Source organism: Streptomyces sp. NPDC031340 (genome assembly GCF_055569945.1).
Genome location: NZ_JBVIIE010000034.1, coordinates 1 through 16,957, shown reverse-complemented (window position 1 = coordinate 16,957; position 16,957 = coordinate 1). Strand labels below are relative to the sequence as shown.

At 73.0% G+C, this 16,957-nt stretch carries 12 protein-coding genes; 8 read left to right on the top strand and 4 right to left on the bottom strand.

The features are described 5' to 3' along the window. Nucleotides 1-92: 92 nt before the first annotated feature. Entirely contained in the window at nucleotides 93-596 is a 504-nt protein-coding gene (locus ACZ5GT_RS25195; protein WP_469030328.1) for a hypothetical protein, read from the bottom strand. 418 nt (nucleotides 597-1,014) lie between these two features. On the opposite strand from ACZ5GT_RS25195, the gene ACZ5GT_RS25190 reads away from it, so the two are divergent. Genes ACZ5GT_RS25190 through ACZ5GT_RS25170 form a run of 5 tightly spaced genes read left to right on the top strand, consistent with a single transcriptional unit; the run spans nucleotide 1,015 to nucleotide 8,994 of the window. Continuing rightward, nucleotides 1,015-3,927 carry a nitrate- and nitrite sensing domain-containing protein gene (locus ACZ5GT_RS25190; protein ID WP_469030325.1) on the top strand — a complete coding sequence of 971 codons (2,913 nt, stop codon included), beginning with the start codon at nucleotides 1,015-1,017 and terminating at the stop codon, nucleotides 3,925-3,927. Then, the gene (locus ACZ5GT_RS25185; protein WP_469030322.1) at nucleotides 3,924-4,361 is read left to right on the top strand and encodes a roadblock/LC7 domain-containing protein; all 438 of its coding nucleotides are present in this window, start codon (nucleotides 3,924-3,926) and stop codon (nucleotides 4,359-4,361) included. The genes ACZ5GT_RS25190 and ACZ5GT_RS25185 overlap by 4 nt, the downstream gene beginning before the upstream one ends. A gap of 9 nt (nucleotides 4,362-4,370) precedes the next feature. Further along, complete coding sequence (locus tag ACZ5GT_RS25180; protein WP_469030319.1) at nucleotides 4,371-4,766, top strand: DUF742 domain-containing protein; 396 nt, start codon at nucleotides 4,371-4,373, stop codon at nucleotides 4,764-4,766. A gap of 24 nt (nucleotides 4,767-4,790) precedes the next feature. Beyond that, nucleotides 4,791-8,408: a hydantoinase B/oxoprolinase family protein gene (locus ACZ5GT_RS25175; RefSeq protein ID WP_469030316.1), complete on the top strand. Its 3,618-nt coding sequence runs from the start codon at nucleotides 4,791-4,793 to the stop codon at nucleotides 8,406-8,408. After that, on the top strand, nucleotides 8,389-8,994 hold the full coding sequence (locus tag ACZ5GT_RS25170; protein ID WP_469030313.1) for a GTP-binding protein: 606 nt from the start codon (nucleotides 8,389-8,391) through the stop codon (nucleotides 8,992-8,994). Before ACZ5GT_RS25175 ends, ACZ5GT_RS25170 begins: the two co-directional genes overlap by 20 nt. 104 nt (nucleotides 8,995-9,098) lie before the next feature. Here ACZ5GT_RS25170 and ACZ5GT_RS25165 read toward each other — a convergent pair whose 3' ends face one another. Then, nucleotides 9,099-10,289 carry a lipid-transfer protein gene (locus ACZ5GT_RS25165; RefSeq protein ID WP_469030310.1) on the bottom strand — a complete coding sequence of 397 codons (1,191 nt, stop codon included), beginning with the start codon at nucleotides 10,287-10,289 and terminating at the stop codon, nucleotides 9,099-9,101. Then, nucleotides 10,286-10,711 (bottom strand): Zn-ribbon domain-containing OB-fold protein, encoded by a 426-nt coding sequence (locus ACZ5GT_RS25160; RefSeq protein ID WP_469030647.1) that lies wholly within the window; start codon nucleotides 10,709-10,711, stop codon nucleotides 10,286-10,288. Before ACZ5GT_RS25160 ends, ACZ5GT_RS25165 begins: the two co-directional genes overlap by 4 nt. A gap of 98 nt (nucleotides 10,712-10,809) precedes the next feature. On the opposite strand from ACZ5GT_RS25160, the gene ACZ5GT_RS25155 reads away from it, so the two are divergent. Together ACZ5GT_RS25155 and ACZ5GT_RS25150 are read left to right on the top strand one after the other, a co-directional pair. Beyond that, a complete protein-coding gene (locus tag ACZ5GT_RS25155) occupies nucleotides 10,810-11,619 on the top strand; it encodes a M15 family metallopeptidase (RefSeq protein WP_469030308.1) in 810 nt (269 codons plus the stop codon). A 47-nt stretch (nucleotides 11,620-11,666) separates the two neighbouring features. Then, nucleotides 11,667-12,203 carry an NUDIX domain-containing protein gene (locus ACZ5GT_RS25150; RefSeq protein ID WP_469030303.1) on the top strand — a complete coding sequence of 179 codons (537 nt, stop codon included), beginning with the start codon at nucleotides 11,667-11,669 and terminating at the stop codon, nucleotides 12,201-12,203. 1 nt (nucleotide 12,204) lies between these two features. Here ACZ5GT_RS25150 and ACZ5GT_RS25145 read toward each other — a convergent pair whose 3' ends face one another. Then, complete coding sequence (locus ACZ5GT_RS25145; protein WP_469030300.1) at nucleotides 12,205-14,571, bottom strand: glycoside hydrolase family 31 protein; 2,367 nt, start codon at nucleotides 14,569-14,571, stop codon at nucleotides 12,205-12,207. Nucleotides 14,572-14,784: 213 nt separating this feature from the next. Between ACZ5GT_RS25145 and ACZ5GT_RS25140 the strand changes: the two genes are divergently transcribed. After that, on the top strand, nucleotides 14,785-16,761 hold the full coding sequence (locus tag ACZ5GT_RS25140; RefSeq protein WP_469030293.1) for an acetoacetate--CoA ligase: 1,977 nt from the start codon (nucleotides 14,785-14,787) through the stop codon (nucleotides 16,759-16,761). The last annotated feature ends 196 nt before the right edge of the window (nucleotides 16,762-16,957 follow it).

Here is a 16,957-nt window from a genome sequence, read left to right as displayed (position 1 = left end):
GACGGACCCGGCGCGGCTGCCCGCCCCTTCTGTCCTGAACGGACGCCTCTCGGGGAGTCGGTCGCCGCCCAGGGGTTCCGCCGCCCGGGGATTCAGGGATGGGACAGCCGTCCGGCACCGCCCCGCCTGCGTATCCGCGCCTGGGCGCGCTCCGCGGCCCTGGCCTGGCGCCGGGCGCGGCGCCGCTCGCGCCGCAGGGCGCGGGCCGTGCTGCTCGGCGTCGACACCACGCCGTTGCGCTGGTTCCAGACCTGACGCGTCACCCAGACGTCGAGCGCGCCCCAGGTGGCCGCGATGGTGCTGACCACGCTGCTGATGACCATGGGGAAGGCCAGCCACGAGCCCGCCATGGTGCACAGGAAGGCCACCATCGCCTGTATCAGCGTCACCGCGATGAAGAGCACCGCCCGCACCGCCGAGGTCCGCACCGGATCGGGCAGCCGGCGCCGCCGGGCCGGCTCCTCCACCCACAACGGCCGCGCCTGCGGCGGCACGGCCGCCGCGATGTGCTGCTCCGGTGCTCCGGGGCCCCGCAGCTTCGCCCCCTGTGCCGCCACACCGCCCCGGTGCGTCTGATGCCGCTCCGCCGTGCCCATCAACGTGTCACTCCCCATCCCCAGCAGACCGCCTGCCCCGTGCCCGGACCGCACGGCTCCCCTGTGATTGCCCGGCTTGCGCTGTTTCACGCAGCCCCGGCGCGGGATGCGGCTCCTGTGGCCGATTCCGCCCCGTCTCCCAGGTACAAGGACGAACTGCACGTCCCGAAGATTCCCGAGGACCAGATAATTTCGGCCAACTGGCCGGTGATCCGCCTGGAGCGGTTCCGTCGCCCGGCGCGGGGATCGCGGGAGGCAATCTCCCGCAATGGCCGGACAACTCCGTATCTCTCGCCACTCAAGCGGAAGTTCATCCTCCGGACGGCTCTTCGAGATAGCCGCGCGTCGGTAGTAGGCTCGCGCCGTTTATTACGCACGTCCGTGCCCCCGGCCGCTGGGGGTCGAGCTGGGGGAGGCCATGCGCTTTCGCGGGAAGTCGATCCGCCGGAAGATCGTGGCGCTGCTCCTCGTGCCGCTGGTGTCCCTTACCGCGATCTGGGGCTTCACCACGGTGCTCACGGGACGCGAGGCCCAACAGCTCTTCGACGTGTCGGACGTGGTGGAGAAGATCGGCTATCCCATCGAGGACACCGTCCGCGTCCTGCAGCAGGAGCGCCGCCAGACCCTCGTCTACCTCGCCGACCCCCGCGCCTCGGACGGACTCGCCGACCTCCGGCGCAGCCGGGGCGTCACCGACGACGCCGTCTCGGAGATCCGCAAGAACGCCCAGGACTCCGACGTCCGCGACGCCCTGGGGGACGCCGCCGGCGAGCGGCTGACGGCCGTACTGGACGCCTTCGACGGCATCGACTCCCTGCGCCGCAGCGTCGAGGACGGCACCGTCAGCCGGGCCCAGGCCCTCGACCTGTACAACCGCCTGGTCGACCCCTGCTACGTCCTGCTCGCCAATCTCCACGTCGTCGACAACGTCGAGATGGACAAGCAGTACCGCGCGCTCGTCAACCTAGCCCGCGCCCGCGAACTGCTCTCCCGCGAGGACGCCCTCCTCGGCTCCGCCCTGATCGTCGGCAAGCTCTCCCGCCGCGAGATCCGCGACGTCTCCGACCTCGTGGCGCAACGCACCCTGCTCTACGACGTCAGCCTGCCGCTGCTGCCCTCCGCGGAACGCGAGCGGTACGAAGGGTTCTGGAAGAACGCCGCCACCGCCCCGCTGCGCGTCGCCGAGGAGGCGGCCGTCTCCTCCGGGCCCGGCGTCCCACACGACGTGAGCGCCAAGAGCTGGGACACCGCCGCCGGGGACGTGCTCGACGAACTCGGCGCCCTCAACGACCAGGCCGGCGACCGCTACCAGGACCGGGTCCGTCCGGTCGCCATGGACGTCATCGCCAAGGCGGCCGTCGCCGGAGTCCTCGGACTGGTAGCCCTGCTCCTGTCGCTCTTCCTGTCCGTCCGGGTCGGCCGCGGCCTCATCCGCGACCTGCGGCAACTGCGTCTGGACGCGCACGACGCGGCAGGCGTCCGGCTGCCCAGCGTCATGCGCCGGCTGTCCGCGGGCGAACAGGTCGACGTGGAGACCGAGGTCCCGCGCCTGGAGTACGACAAGCACGAGATCGGCGAGGTCGGCCAGGCCCTCAACACCCTTCAGCGGGCCGCCGTCGAGGCCGCGGTCAAGCAGGCCGAACTGCGCGCCGGCGTCTCCGAGGTGTTCGTCAACCTCGCGCGCCGCAGCCAGGTCCTGCTGCACAAGCAGCTCACCCTGCTCGACACCATGGAGCGCCGCACCGAGGACACCGAGGAACTCGCCGACCTGTTCCGCCTCGACCACCTGACCACCCGCATGCGCCGGCACGCCGAGGGCCTGGTGATCCTCTCCGGCGCCGCCCCCTCCCGGCAGTGGCGCAAGCCGGTCCAGCTCATGGACGTCGTACGGGCCGCCGTCGCCGAGGTCGAGGACTACGAACGCATCGAGGTGCGGCGCCTGCCACGGGTCGCCGTCACCGGACCGGCCGTCGCCGACCTCACCCACCTCGTCGCCGAACTCCTCGAGAACGCCACGGTGTTCTCCCCGCCGCACACCGCCGTGCAGGTGGTGGGGGAGCGGGTCGCCAACGGATTCACCCTGGAGATCCACGACCGCGGCCTCGGCATGGCGGCCGACGCGCTCCTGGACGCCAACCTCCGGCTCGCCGAGACACCGGAGTTCGAGCTGTCCGACACCGACCGGCTCGGCCTGTTCGTGGTCAGCCGGCTCGCCCAGCGGCAGAACGTCCGGGTCTCCCTGCAGCCGTCGCCGTACGGCGGCACCACCGCCGTCGTCTTCATCCCCGACGCGCTGCTGACGGACGACGTCCCGGACACCAACGGCATCGGCTTCCGGCTCGACCGCCCGCACCGCACCAAGGAGGCCGGGCCGGAGGAGGGCCGCCGAGGCGCGCTCTCCCCGGCGCCCGTCCAACTGCCCGGCCTGACCGCCTCGCTGCTGGACGGCCCCGTCGAGCTGGAGGCCCCCGTCGACCTGGAGGCCATCGGGGAATTCCCCGACGCCCTCGACGACGAGGACGGCGAACGCGGCGGGCTGTTCCGTCCCCGCCGCTCCCTCACCCTCGCGGACCAGGAGCCCACGGGCCCGCACGGCGACCCGCTCCACGAGGCAGCCGACGCCCGCCGCGGGGCTCACGACGCCACCGGCGGCGACGTGGCTGCCGACGCCGCGGTCCCGCTGCCCCGCCGCCGCGCGCCCAAGCTGGTCAGCTCGCACGGCCGCCCGGTCGTCGAGCAGTGGTCGCGCCGCGAGGACGCCGGGGACCGGCGCACCATCGGCCCGGCCAGGTCCCAGGCACAGGCCGCCGGACCGGCGCGCCGCCTCGGCGAGGAGCCGCCGGCCGACGGTGGACCGGCCCGGCCGGAGAAGGACGGCACGCCACCGCTGCCGACCCGCCGGCGCGGCGCCTCCCCGCTGCGCCCCGGCGCGGGCGGAGCCGACCGGTCCGGCGGGCAGACCGCGCCCGCGGCGCCGTCGGGCCGCGGCGCCCGCGACACGGGGGACGTCCCCGCACTTCCCGGGCGGGGCCGCCGCGCCGCGGCCGCCCCCCGCGACGCCTCCGCGGACGCGCGGGAACCCGGCTCCGGCGCGGGGGCGGGGGCGCTGCCCCGGCGCGTCCGGCAGGCCAATCTGGCCCCGCAGCTGAGGCAGGGCCCCGACCGGCGGACGCGGGACACCACCGAGCTGGCGGACCGGGACGCCGACGAGGTACGCAGCCGTATGGCCGCACTCCAGCGCGGCTGGCAGCGCGGCCGCGAGGAGAACGCCGCGGGCGACGACGCCCACGGCGGCACAGCACAAGGAACGAACAAGGGGGACGGTCGATGACCGCACCGAAGGCGACCGGCCACACCGCGACCGACAGGAACGGGCAGCTGAACTGGCTCCTGGACGAACTCGTGGACCGGGTCGCGAGCATCCGCAAAGCCGTCGTCCTGTCCAGCGACGGCCTGGCGACCGGCGTGTCCAAGGACCTGTCCCGGGAGGACAGCGAGCACCTCGCCGCCGTCGCCTCCGGTTTCCACAGCCTCGCCAAGGGCGTGGGCCGCCACTTCGAGGCGGGCGACGTCCGTCAGACGGTCGTCGAGCTCGACGACGCCTTCCTGTTCGTCACGGCCGCCGGCGACGGCAGCTGCCTCGCCGTGCTCTCCGACGCCGACTCGGACGTCGGCCAGGTCGCCTACGAGATGACGCTGCTGGTCAAGCGGGTCGGAGTGCATCTGGGCGCGGCTCCGCGCACCGATCTGCCCGCGGGCGGGTAGTGGAATGTCATGAGTGCTGACGGTCAGGGAAGAAGCCACTGGTTCGACGACGAGGCCGGACCGGTCGTCCGTCCGTACGCGATGACGCGCGGCCGCACCTCGAGCCCCGGCCAGCACCGCCTCGACCTGATCGCGGTCGTCGTCGCCGAACCCCACGCCGACGACCCGGAAGCGGACCCGACGCTGTCCCCGGAACACGTGGACATCGTCGGGCTGTGCCGCGACGCCCCGCAGTCTGTCGCGGAGCTCGCGGCTGAGCTCGACCTGCCCATCGGCGTGGTACGGGTCCTCGTCGGGGACCTCGTGGACGCGGAACTCGTGCACGTGAACCGGCCCGTGCCCCCGGCCGAGCTGGTGGACGAGAGTATCCTGCGCGACGTGATCAACGGCCTGCGGGCGCTGTGAGCGGCGCGGAAGCGGGGTACTGACGTGACAGGCTGGCAGTTCTGGGTCGACCGAGGCGGCACCTTCACCGACATCGTCGCGCGTCGCCCGGACGGCCGCCTGCTGACGCACAAACTGCTGTCGGAGAACCCCGCCCGGTACTCCGACGCGGCCGTCGCGGGCGTGCGCGAACTCCTGGGCGGCTCCCAGGACCCCGTCGAGGCCGTCCGCATGGGCACCACGGTCGCCACCAACGCGCTCCTGGAACGCAAGGGCGAGCGCACCCTGCTGGTCGTCACCCGGGGCTTCCGCGACGCCCTGCGCATCGGCTACCAGAACCGGCCGCACATCTTCGCGCGCCGCATCGAACTGCCCGAGCTGCTGCACGAGCGGGTCGTCGAGGCCGACGAGCGCATCGCCGCCGACGGAACCGTCCTGCGCCCGCTCCACCCCGACTCCCTCGCCGGCCCGCTCCAGCAGGCCTACGACGACGGGATCCGCGCCGTCGCCGTCGTGTGCATGCACAGCCACCTCCACCCCGCCCACGAGCAGGCCGTCGGACGGCTCGCCGCCCGCATCGGCTTCCCGCAGATCTCGCTGTCCAGCGAGGTCAGCCCGCTGATGAAGCTCGTCCCGCGCGGGGACACCGCCGTCGTCGACGCCTACCTGTCGCCCGTGCTGCGCCGCTACGTCCAGCACGTCGCCGACCAACTCACGGGCGTCCGCCTGCTGTTCATGCAGTCCAACGGCGGCCTCGCCGAGGCCGGGCAGTTCCGCGGCAAGGACGCCATCCTCTCCGGCCCGGCGGGCGGCATCGTCGGCATGGCCCGCATGTCGCAGCTCGCCGGCTTCGACCGGGTCATCGGCTTCGACATGGGCGGCACGTCCACCGACGTCTCCCACTTCGCCGGCGACTACGAGCGCGTCTTCACCGCGCAGATCGCCGGTGTCCGGCTGCGTGCCCCCATGCTGGACATCCACACCGTCGCGGCGGGCGGCGGCTCCGTCCTCCACTTCGACGGCTCCCGCTACCGCGTCGGACCCGACTCGGCCGGCGCGGACCCGGGACCCGCCTGCTACCGCGGCGGCGGCCCGCTCGCCGTCACCGACGCCAACGTCATGCTCGGCCGCATCCAGCCCGCCCACTTTCCGAGCGTCTTCGGCCCCGGCGGCGACCAGCCCCTCGACGACGCGCTCGTCCGCGAACGCTTCACCGCCCTGGCGCACGAGATCCGCGAGACGACAGGCGACGACCGCACCCCCGAGCAGGTCGCCGAGGGCTTCCTGCAGATCGCCGTCGCCAACATCGCCAACGCCGTCAAGCGGATCTCCGTCCAGAAGGGCCACGACGTCACCCGCTACGCGCTCACCACCTTCGGCGGCGCGGGCGGCCAGCACGCGTGCATGGTCGCCGACTCGCTCGGCATCCGCACCGTCCTGGTACCGCCCATGGCGGGTGTCCTGTCCGCGCTCGGCATCGGTCTCGCCGACACCACCGCCATGCGCGAGCAGTCCGTCGAGGCGCCGCTGCGGCCCGCCTCGATGCCCGGCGTCCGGAAGACCGCCGACGACCTGGAAACGGCGGCCCGCGCCGAGCTCCTCGCCGAGGACGTGCCCGACGACCGCATCCGGGTCACCCGCCGCGCCCAGCTCCGCTACGACGGCACCGACACCACCCTCACCGTCGAGCTGACCGAGCCCGACGCGATGAAGCACGCCTTCGAAGAACGTCATCGCGCCACGTACTCCTTCACCCTCGACCGGCCGATCGTCGTCGAAGCCCTGTCAGTGGAAGCCACCGGCATCACCGAACCCCCCGATCTGTCCGCCCTCGCCCCGTACGAGGGCCGCCCCGCCGCCCCGGACACCGTGCGCCTGCACACCCACGGCGCCTGGCACGACGTACCGCTGCACCGCCGCGAGGACCTGCCCCCCGGCCACACCGTCACCGGACCCGCGATCATCACCGAGGCCAGTGCGACGACCGTCGTCGACGACGGCTGGCGGGCCGTGGCGCGGGACGACGGGCATCTGGTCATGGAACGCGTGGCGGTCACGCAGAGTTCCGGTCTGGACACGAAAGCGGACCCGGTCCTGCTCGAGGTCTTCAACAACCTCTTCATGTCGATCGCCGAGCAGATGGGCGCCCGCCTGGAGTCCACCGCCCAGTCCGTCAACATCAAGGAGCGCCTGGACTTCTCCTGCGCCCTCTTCGACCCCGACGGAAACCTGGTGGCCAACGCCCCGCACATCCCCGTGCACCTGGGGTCGATGGGCACCAGCGTCAAGGAGGTCGTACGGCGCAGGGGCGCCTCCATGCGGCCCGGCGACACCTACGCCGTCAACGACCCGTACCACGGCGGCACGCACCTGCCGGACGTCACCGTCATCACCCCGGTCTTCGACACGGAGGGTGACCGGATCCTTTTCCACGTCGCCTCCCGCGGCCACCACGCGGAGATCGGCGGCATCGCCCCGGGCTCCATGCCCGCCGGCAGCCGCGCCATCGAGGAGGAGGGCGTCCTCTTCGACAACTGGCTGCTCGCCGAGAACGGCCGCTTCCGCGAGGAGGAGACGCTGCGCCTGCTCACCGAGGCGCCCTACCCCTCCCGCAACCCGAAGACCAACCTCGCCGACCTGCGCGCCCAGATCGCCGCCAACCAGAAGGGCGTCGACGAGGTCGCCCGCATGATCGACGACTTCGGCCTCGACGTGGTGCAGGCGTACATGAGGCACGTCCAGGACAACGCCGAGGAAGCGGTCCGCCGGGTCGTCGACGCCCTCGACGACGGTGAGTACGCCTACGAGACCGACTCGGGCGCCGTCATCCGCGTACGCGTGCGAGTGGACCGCGGCAACCGGTCCGCCACCATCGACTTCAGCGGCACCTCGGCGCAGCTGGCCGGCAACTTCAACGCCCCCTTCTCGGTCGTCAACGCGGCCGTCCTGTACGTCTTCCGCACCCTGGTCGCCGACGACATCCCGCTCAACGACGGCTGCCTGCGCCCCCTCCACATCGTCGTGCCGCCCGGTTCCATGCTCGCGCCCGCCCCCCCGGCCGCCGTCGTCGCGGGCAACGTCGAGACGTCCCAGGCCATCACCGGCGCCCTCTACGCGGCGCTCGGCGTCCAGGCGGAGGGCTCCGGCACCATGAACAACGTCACCTTCGGCAACGAACGCCACCAGTACTACGAGACCGTCGCCTCCGGATCCGGCGCCGGCGACGGCTTCCCCGGCGCGCCGGTCGTCCAGACGCACATGACCAACTCGCGGCTCACCGACCCCGAGGTGCTGGAATGGCGGCTGCCGGTGCTGCTGGAGGAGTTCGCCGTCCGGCGCGGCAGCGGCGGAGCCGGACGGTGGCGCGGCGGGGACGGCGCCGTACGCCGCATCCGCTTCCTGGAGCCGATGACCGTCTCCACCCTGTCCCAGCACCGCCGGGTGCCGCCGTACGGCATGGCGGGCGGCGAGCCGGGCGCGCTGGGCGCCAACCGTGTGGAGCGCGTGGACGGCACCGTCACGGTTCTGGCCGGAAGCGACTCGGCGGACGTCGGCCCCGGCGACGTACTCGTCATCGAGACACCCGGCGGCGGAGGTTACGGGCCGCCGCCGTCCCACCCCCATCGAGCAGGAGAAGAAATCGATGATCTTCGGGCGTTCTGAGCGCGGCAAGCCTCCGGTCGAGCCCGTCACGCTCAAGATCCTGGTGGCGGGCGGCTTCGGCGTGGGCAAGACCACTCTCGTCGGGGCGGTCAGCGAGATCAGGCCGCTGCGCACCGAGGAGCTGCTCACCGAGGCCGGACGGCCCTATGACGACACGAGCGGCGTGGAGGGCAAGCACACCACCACCGTGGCCATGGACTTCGGCCGTATCACGCTGCGCGAGGGCCTTGTCCTGTACCTCTTCGGCACCCCCGGCCAGCAGCGCTTCTGGTTCATGTGGGACGAGCTGTCGGAGGGTGCGCTGGGTGCCGTCGTGCTCGCCGACACCCGCCGCCTGGAGGACTGCTTCGCCGCCGTCGACTACTTCGAGCGGCGCTCCATCCCGTTCGTGGTCGGCGTCAACTGCTTCGAGGACGCCGCCCATTACCCCGTGGAGGAGGTCCGCCAGGCGCTCGACCTGGACGAGGGCGTGCCGCTGTTGCTGTGCGACGCCCGCGACCGCGAGTCGGTCAAGGCGATCCTCGTCGGGGTCGTCCAGCACGCGATGGCTTACAGCGCCCGGGGCCGGCAGGCCGTCACCACCTGAGGCGCCGCGAGCGGTCCGCACCCCCGCCGGCCGCGGGTCCGGGCCGCCGCGGGTTCAGGCACGCACGCGCGAACCTGGTCCTCGCCGTCCTCCGCTCGGTCCCCTCACCGCACCGCGATCACCGCCGACCCGTGCCCGAACAGCCCCTGGTTCGCCGTGATCCCCACCCGCGCGCCCGCCACCTGACGGTCACCCGCCTGCCGTCGCAACTGCCATGTCAGCTCGCAGACCTGGGCGATGGCCTGCGCCGGGACCGCCTCCCCGAACGAGGCCAGCCCACCGCTGGTGTTGACGGGTATGCGCCCGCCCAGAGCCGTCGCGCCCTCCCGCAGGAGCTTCGCCCCCTCGCCCTCGCCGCACAGCCCCAGGTCCTCGTACCACTGCAACTCCAGTGCCGTGGACAGGTCGTAGACCTCGGCGAGGGAAAGGTCCTCGGGACCGACGCCGGCCTCCTCGTACGCGGCCCGCGCGATCGACGCCCGGAATGTGCCGGCCGGGGGCGCCACCGCCGCCGCGGAGTCCGTCGCGATGTCCGGCAGGTCCGGCACGGTGGCGGGGTAGCGCGGCGTCACCGTCGACACCGCCCGGATCCGCACCGGTTCGGCCCGGCCGTGCCGACGCGCGAACTCCATGCTGGACAGCACCAGCGCCGCCCCTCCGTCCGACGTCGCGCAGATGTCGAGCAGGCGCAGCGGGTCGGCGACCACCGCGGAGGCGGCGACCTCCAGTGCGGTCACCCGCTTGCGGTAGCGCGCGTACGGATTCAGCGCGCCCACGGCCGCGTTCTTCACCTTGACCTGCGCGAAGTCCTCCAGCGTGTCCCCGTGCACGGCCATCCGGCGGCGCGCCCAGAGCGCGAAGTACACCGGGTTCGTGGCCCCGAGGATCCGGAAGCGCAGCCAGTCCGGATCGTCCGGCCGGTCCCCGCCGGCCGGACGGAAGAACCCCTTGGGCGCCGCGTCGGCCCCGACCACGAGCACCACGTCCGCGAGACCCGACAGGATCTGCGCCCGCGCGGCGTCGACGGCCTGCGCCCCGGACGCGCACGCCGCGTACACGCTCGCCACCCGGGCTCCCTGCCAGCCCAGCGCCCTGGCGAACGTCGCACCCGCCACGTACCCCGGATAGCCCCCGCGCACGGTGTCCGCGCCGACGACCGAGCCCACCTCCCGCCACTCCAGCCCGGCGTCGGCGAGCGCCGCGCGGGCCGCCGCCATCCCGTACTCGACGAAGCCGCGCCCCCACTTGCCCCAGGGGTGCATGCCCGCGCCGAGCACCGCCACCTCGCCCGTCATGCCCGCACCCCCGTCGGCCGCCAGTGCCACGTCGTCCAGACCGTCTCCGCGTCCTCGCTCAGCACGCCGGGGACGACCTCGACCTCCATGCCCACCGTCAGGCCGGCGACGGTGACGCCGGGAGCCGCCTGCCCCAGCACCACGATCCGCTCGGCCTCCAGTTCCACAGCGATCAACGTGTATGGCTCCCACGGAAGTTCCGGATCGGTCACATAGGGTGACGGAGGCCGGTACCGGCTGTCCGTGTACGACCAGACGCGTCCGTGCCGGGACAACGGCACCTCGAGCAGCTCGCCGCCGGCGCAGTCGGGGTTTCGGCACTGGACGTCCTCACGCGGGAAGAAGACCGAGGCGCAGACGGCGCAGCGGGTGCCGAGGAGGTGGAAGCCGTCGCCGTCGCCGGCGAACCAGCCCGCCATCACGGGTGTGTGCTCACGCCTCACGGTTCCTCCCGCACATCGGACCTGACGGAACGTCAGAAGTGTGTCATGGTGGACCGGAGATGGGCAGAGGCAGAGACATGACACGACTCACCACCGTCTTACGCGGCCCGCTCACCGTGCTCGCGGCCCTGCTCTGCCTGACCGCCGCCGGCGCCACCGCCCGCGCGGACACCGAGCCCAGGGCCCCGGAGGACTTCGTCGCGCTCAGCACCGTCGACCCGACGATCCTCCAGGAGATGCGCTACTTCACCCCGCACAACTTCGTGGGGGAACGCGTCGACGGCTACCGGCAGCCGATCTGCATCCTCACCCGCCCCGCGGCCGAGGCCCTCCACCGGGCCCAGACCGAGCTCCTGCGCGAGGGTTACACCCTCAAGGTCTACGACTGCTACCGGCCGCAGCGTGCCGTGGACCACTTCGTGCGCTGGGCGGAGGACCTCGACGACCAGGCGATGAAGGCCGAGTTCTACCCGGACGTCGACAAGACCCGCCTCTTCGCGGACGGGTACATCGCGGATAAATCCGGCCACAGCCGCGGCTCGACCATGGACCTCACCATCGTGAAGCTCCCGGCCCTGCCGACCAGGCCGTACCACCCCGGAGAGCCGCTGGTGCCCTGCTACGCCCCCGAGGGCGAGCGGTTCCCCGACAACTCCGTCGACATGGGCACCGGTTACGACTGCTTCGACACCCTCGCGCACACCCTCGACCCGCGCGTCCAGGGCGTACAGCGGGCCAACCGCATGCTTCTCAAGAACACCCTGGAGGGCCTCGGATTCGTGAACCTCGCCGAGGAATGGTGGCACTACACCTTCAAACCCGAGCCCCACCCGGACACCTATTTCGACTTCCCGGTGTCCTCGAAGTCGCTCGCCGGCCCCCGCTGAGCCGCCCCCCGGTAACTCCCTCCCCGTGATCGGATACGCTCCGCCGCGTGTCCGAAACTCAGCACTCCACCCCCAACTCCGCGCCCGGCTCCCACTGTTCGAGCTGCGGAGCGCCCTACGGAGAGGGCGTCACCGGCTGGCCCCGCACCTGCGCGGCCTGCCACGCCGTGGCCTACCGCAACCCGCTGCCGGTCGCGGTCGCGATCCAGCCCGTGTACGACACGCAGGGCACGGCCCTCGTCGTCATCACCCGAACCGTCGCCCCCGCACCAGGAGGCGTCGCACTGCCCGGCGGCTACATCGACGACCGCGAGGACTGGCGGCAGGCCGTCGTCCGCGAGCTCAAGGAAGAGACCGGCATCGACGCGGCGAGCCGCGACGTACGGCTCATCGACGCCATGACCTCACCCGACGGGCACCTGCTGCTGTTCGGTCTCCTCCCCGAACGCCCGGCCGAAGGCCTGCCGCAGCCGGCCGCCACCGACGAGACGGAGGGCTGGCACCTCCTGCGCAGGCCCGAGGAACTCGCCTTCCCCCTGCACACACTGGCCGTCCGGGCCTGGTTCGAAGGCCGGTACATCTGACTCAGCTCTCCTGAAGCCCGCGTACACGCACCGGGTAGGGCGGTTCGCTCACGCCGTTCTCGCCCTCCCGCTCCACCACCACCCGTCCGCCCTCCCAGCGGGAGACGTACCGCTCCGGCTCCGGCTCCGCCCATCCGTCGCCCGCGTCGGGCACCACCAGGCAGCCCCCGGCCCGCCCCCGGCCCGGCGCCCACACCTCCAGCTCCAGCCCGCCACCGGCCCCGCGCACGGGAATGACGGCACCCGCGCGCGCGAGCACCGGTATCCGCGACAACGGAGCGTCCACCACCACCTGCCCCGGCCCCTCGTACGCCCGCTCCGTCACCGTGTCGTACCACCGGCCCCGCGGCAGCCGCACCGCACGGCGCTCCGTGCCCGGATCGAGGACCGGCGCCACCAGCAGGCAGTCGCCCAGCAGGAACGCGTCCTCGCAGTCGCGCAGCGCGCGGTCCTCCGGGGACCCCCACCACAGCGGCCGCACATACGGGGCACCGGTGCGCCGGGCCACATGCGCCAGCGTCACGAAGTACGGCAGCAGCCGCCGGCGCTCGACCAGCGCCACGCGCGCGTGCTCCAGCACCTCGGCACCGAACTCCCAGGGTTCCCGGCGCCCCGCGCGCACGCTCGCGTGGGTGCGGAACAGCGGCATGAAGGCGCCCAGCTGCAACCAGCGCAGATACAGCTCGGGGGACGGATGTCCGTCGAAGCCGCCCACGTCCGGCCCCGAGTACGGCACCCCGCACAGCCCCAGCCCCAGGACCAGGGACAGCGAGGCCCGCAGCCCCGGCCAGCCGGTCGCCACGCCGCCCGACCACGACCCGCCGTAGCGCTGCATGCCCGCCCACCCGGAGCGCGAGAAGACGAACGGCCGCTCCTGCGGCAGCAGCCCGCGCAGCCCCTCGTAGGCCGCCCTGGCCATGCACAGGGAGTAGACGTTGTGCGCCTCACGATGGTCGCCGTCGCGTCCCTCCAGGGAGTGCCTGGCCGACCGCGGCAGCGTCGTCTCGCCGAAGGCGGCGAAGGAGGTGGGCTCGTTCATGTCGTGCCAGAACCCGGCGAACCCCTGCGCCAGCCGCTCCTCGTACAGCCCGCCCCACCACTCGCGCACGCGCGCGTGCGTGAAGTCCGGGAACACCACGTCTCCGGGCCACGCCACACCGCGCACCACCCGCCCCGACGCGTCCCGCACGAACGCGTCCGCGGGCGCCCCGGCGTCGTACACGGCGTTGCCCGGCGCGGCCTTCACCGCCGGGTCCACGACGGACACCAGCCGTATCCCGTCCCGGCGCAGCTCGTCGGCGAGCACCGGCAGCTTGGGGAAGCGGTCCTCGTCGACCGTGAACACCTGATGCCCGTCGTAGTGGTCGATGTCCAGATGGACGGCGTCCAGCGGCAGGTCGCGCTCCTGGTAACCCGCGACGATCCGGCGCACCTCCTGCTCGCTGCCGAAGCCCCGGCGCGCGTGGTGATGCCCGAGCGCCCACGCGGGCGGCAGCGCCGGCGCACCCGTCAGCGAGGCCCAGGCGAGCAGCACGCGCGCGGGCGTGCCCACCATCACCCAGCAGCGCAGCGGCCCGCCGTCCACCCGCAGCTCGGACGTCCCCGCCCGGTCGTGCCCGGAACCGGCGCCCTCCTCCCCCTCGCGCAGGGTCACCGTCCCGTCCCACGAGGTGTCGTGGAACACCAGGTGCGTGGCCGCGTCGGCCACCACCAGCTGCACCGGCATCGTGATGTACAGCGGATCGTCGCCCGGACCGAACGGGCGGCCCGGATCGGTGTTCCACAGCCGGTACGTGCCGTCGCGCAGCCGTGGCCCCGACGCCCGCCCGCCGAGCCCGAAGAACCGCGCGTCGGCGGGCACCTCGGTCCGCTGCATCCAGCGCGCGCCGCCGCCCCCGACCGGTTCCCACCAGCGGGGCGGCAGATCACGGCGCACGGGCACACCACCCGGCGTGAGCACCTCCACCGCGCCGTGCCGCGAGACGGCCACCGTCGCGCGCTCGGCCACGACCCGCCAGCCGCCGTCCTTGTCGGGCTCCAGCACCGCCCGCGGATCCGGCTCGGGGCAGCGGCCGGCGAGCGCGTACGAGGGCTCGGGGCCCGCCCCGTCCCAGCCCCAGAAGACCGCCCCGCTCACGGCCACCACGATCCGCAGCTCGGAGCGGGCGAACCGGATCACACCGCCCCCCGGGCCCGGCTCCACCTCCCGCACCGGGCCGGGCACCCGTGCGCGCTCGGCGCCCCGCGGCGGCAGCGCGCCGGCGTCGGCACGCCGCCTCCGCCAAGCGGCCCGTACGAGGCGCAGCCCCTGCGCCGCCCCCGCCGAACCAACCGTTTTCACCGAACGCACCAGGTCACGACCGTCCATGCTGCTCAGCCTGCCATTGCCCATCCCGCGCGCGCGGCTCGTTCAACTGCCGTTCACCCGTGCCTGGGCCACATCTTCATGACAGCGACTATGTGGGCCCCGCCCTGGTGCGGAAGTCGATCACATGGCATCGTCCGTGTCAGCCGCGTCACGCGCACACCCCAGCCCGTGCGCGGAGGACGCACACGACGCGCACAGCCCGGGAGCCGCCCCATGTCGACCGAGAACCCCCAGCCCCTCTGGCAGCCCGATCCGGAGCGTATCGCGCGCGCACAGGTCACGAAGTTCCAGGCCTGGGCCGCCGAACGGCACGGCGCCCCGTCCGAGGGCGGCTACGCGGCACTGCACCGCTGGTCCGTCGACGAGCTGGAGACCTTCTGGAAAGCCGTCACCGAGTGGTTCGACGTACGGTTCTCCACGCCGTGCGCGCGGGTGCTCGGCGACCGTTCCATGCCGGGCGCCGAATGGTTCCCCGGGGCGACGCTCAACTACGCCGAGCACGCCCTGCGCGCGGCCGCCACCCGCCCGGACGAACCGGCCCTCCTGTACGTCGACGAGACCCACGAGCCGGCCCCGGTGAGCTGGTCCGAGCTGCGCCGCCAGGTCGGCTCGCTGGCCGCCGAGCTGCGCGCCCTGGGCGTACGCCCGGGAGACCGCGTCAGCGGCTACCTGCCGAACATCCCGCAGGCCGTGGTCGCCCTGCTCGCCACGGCCGCCGTGGGCGGCGTCTGGACGTCCTGCGCCCCCGACTTCGGCGCGCGCAGCGTCCTCGACCGCTTCCAGCAGGTCGAGCCGGTCGTCCTGTTCACCGTCGACGGCTACCGCTACGGCGGCAAGGAGCACGACCGCCGCGGCATCGTCGCCGAACTGCGCCGCGAACTGCCCACCCTGCGGGCCGTGGTCCACATCCCCCTGCTCGGCACCGAGGCCCCCGAGGGCGCGCTGGAGTGGTCCGCCCTGACCGGCGCGGACGTCGAGCCCGTCTTTGAGCAGGTCCCCTTCGCCCACCCCCTGTGGGTGCTGTACTCCTCCGGCACCACCGGCCTGCCCAAGGCCATCGTCCAGTCCCAGGGCGGCATCCTGGTCGAGCACCTCAAGCAGCTCGGCCTGCACTGCGACCTCGGCCCCGAGGACCGCTTCTTCTGGTACACGTCCACCGGCTGGATGATGTGGAACTTCCTCGTCTCCGGCCTCCTGACGGGCACCACGATCGTCCTGTACGACGGCAGCCCGGGCTACCCGGACACGGCCGCCCAGTGGCGGATCGCCGAGCGCACCCGGGCCACCGTCTACGGCACCTCGGCCGCCTACGTCATGGCCTGCCGCAAGGCCGGCGTGCACCCCGCCCGTGACTTCGACCTCTCCGCGGTGCAGTGCGTCGCCACCACCGGTTCACCGCTGCCGCCCGACGGCTTCCGCTGGCTGCACGACGAGTTCGCCGAGAGCGGCGCGGGCCTGTGGATCGCGTCCGTCAGCGGCGGCACGGACGTCTGCTCCTGTTTCGCCGGAGCCGTGCCGACGCTCCCGGTCCACATCGGCGAGCTCCAGGCCCCCGGCCTCGGGACCGACCTGCAGTCCTGGGACCCCAGCGGCAAACCCCTGGTCGACGAGGTCGGCGAACTCGTCGTCACCAACCCCATGCCGTCGATGCCGATCTACTTCTGGAACGACCCCGACGGCAGCCGCTACCGGGACAGCTACTTCGAGACCTACCCCGGCGTGTGGCGCCACGGTGACTGGATCACCATCACCTCCCGCGGCTCCGTCGTCATCCACGGCCGCTCCGACTCGACGCTCAACCGCCAGGGCGTCCGCATGGGCTCGGCCGACATCTACGAGGCCGTCGAGCGCCTGCCCGAGATCAGGGAGTCCCTCGTCGTCGGCATCGAACAGCCCGACGGCGGCTACTGGATGCCCCTGTTCGTGCACCTGGCCCCCGGCGCCGTCCTGGACGAGGCACTGCTGAACCGCATCAAGCAGACGATCCGGGAGCAGCTCTCGCCACGCCACGTCCCCGACGAGATCATCGAGGTGCCGGGCGTCCCGCACACCCTCACCGGCAAGCGCATCGAGGTCCCGGTCAAGCGCCTCCTCCAGGGCACTCCGCTGGAGAAGGCGGTGAACCCGGGCTCGATCGACAACCTCGACCTGCTGCACCACTACGAGCAGCTCGCCCGCGAACGTCGCTGAGGACCACGAGCCGACCGCCGCAGGCGCCCCGGACTCCCCGCACAGCGGGGATCAGGAGCCTGCGGACGGTCGTCGCGCGCTCCGCCCCCTCGCCCGGACGCCGTTGATGCTCCTATTGCTCGTCAAGCGCTCTGAGGCAGGAGGCGCAAGGTACTTTCGTTGCATGTCACTGACTCCCGACGACGAAGTCCGCAGC

Bases quoted from the DNA above. Each gene is read 5' to 3' on its own strand.
- ACZ5GT_RS25140 (WP_469030293.1), top strand. From the start codon at position 14,785: ATGTCGACCGAGAACCCCCAGCCCCTCTGGCAGCCCGATCCGGAGCGT.
- ACZ5GT_RS25195 (WP_469030328.1), bottom strand. From the start codon at position 596: ATGGGCACGGCGGAGCGGCATCAGACGCACCGGGGCGGTGTGGCGGCA.
- ACZ5GT_RS25170 (WP_469030313.1), top strand. From the start codon at position 8,389: ATGATCTTCGGGCGTTCTGAGCGCGGCAAGCCTCCGGTCGAGCCCGTC.
- ACZ5GT_RS25165 (WP_469030310.1), bottom strand. From the start codon at position 10,289: ATGACGGGCGAGGTGGCGGTGCTCGGCGCGGGCATGCACCCCTGGGGC.
- ACZ5GT_RS25180 (WP_469030319.1), top strand. From the start codon at position 4,371: ATGAGTGCTGACGGTCAGGGAAGAAGCCACTGGTTCGACGACGAGGCC.
- ACZ5GT_RS25190 (WP_469030325.1), top strand. From the start codon at position 1,015: ATGCGCTTTCGCGGGAAGTCGATCCGCCGGAAGATCGTGGCGCTGCTC.
- ACZ5GT_RS25155 (WP_469030308.1), top strand. From the start codon at position 10,810: ATGACACGACTCACCACCGTCTTACGCGGCCCGCTCACCGTGCTCGCG.
- ACZ5GT_RS25145 (WP_469030300.1), bottom strand. From the start codon at position 14,571: ATGGACGGTCGTGACCTGGTGCGTTCGGTGAAAACGGTTGGTTCGGCG.
- ACZ5GT_RS25185 (WP_469030322.1), top strand. From the start codon at position 3,924: ATGACCGCACCGAAGGCGACCGGCCACACCGCGACCGACAGGAACGGG.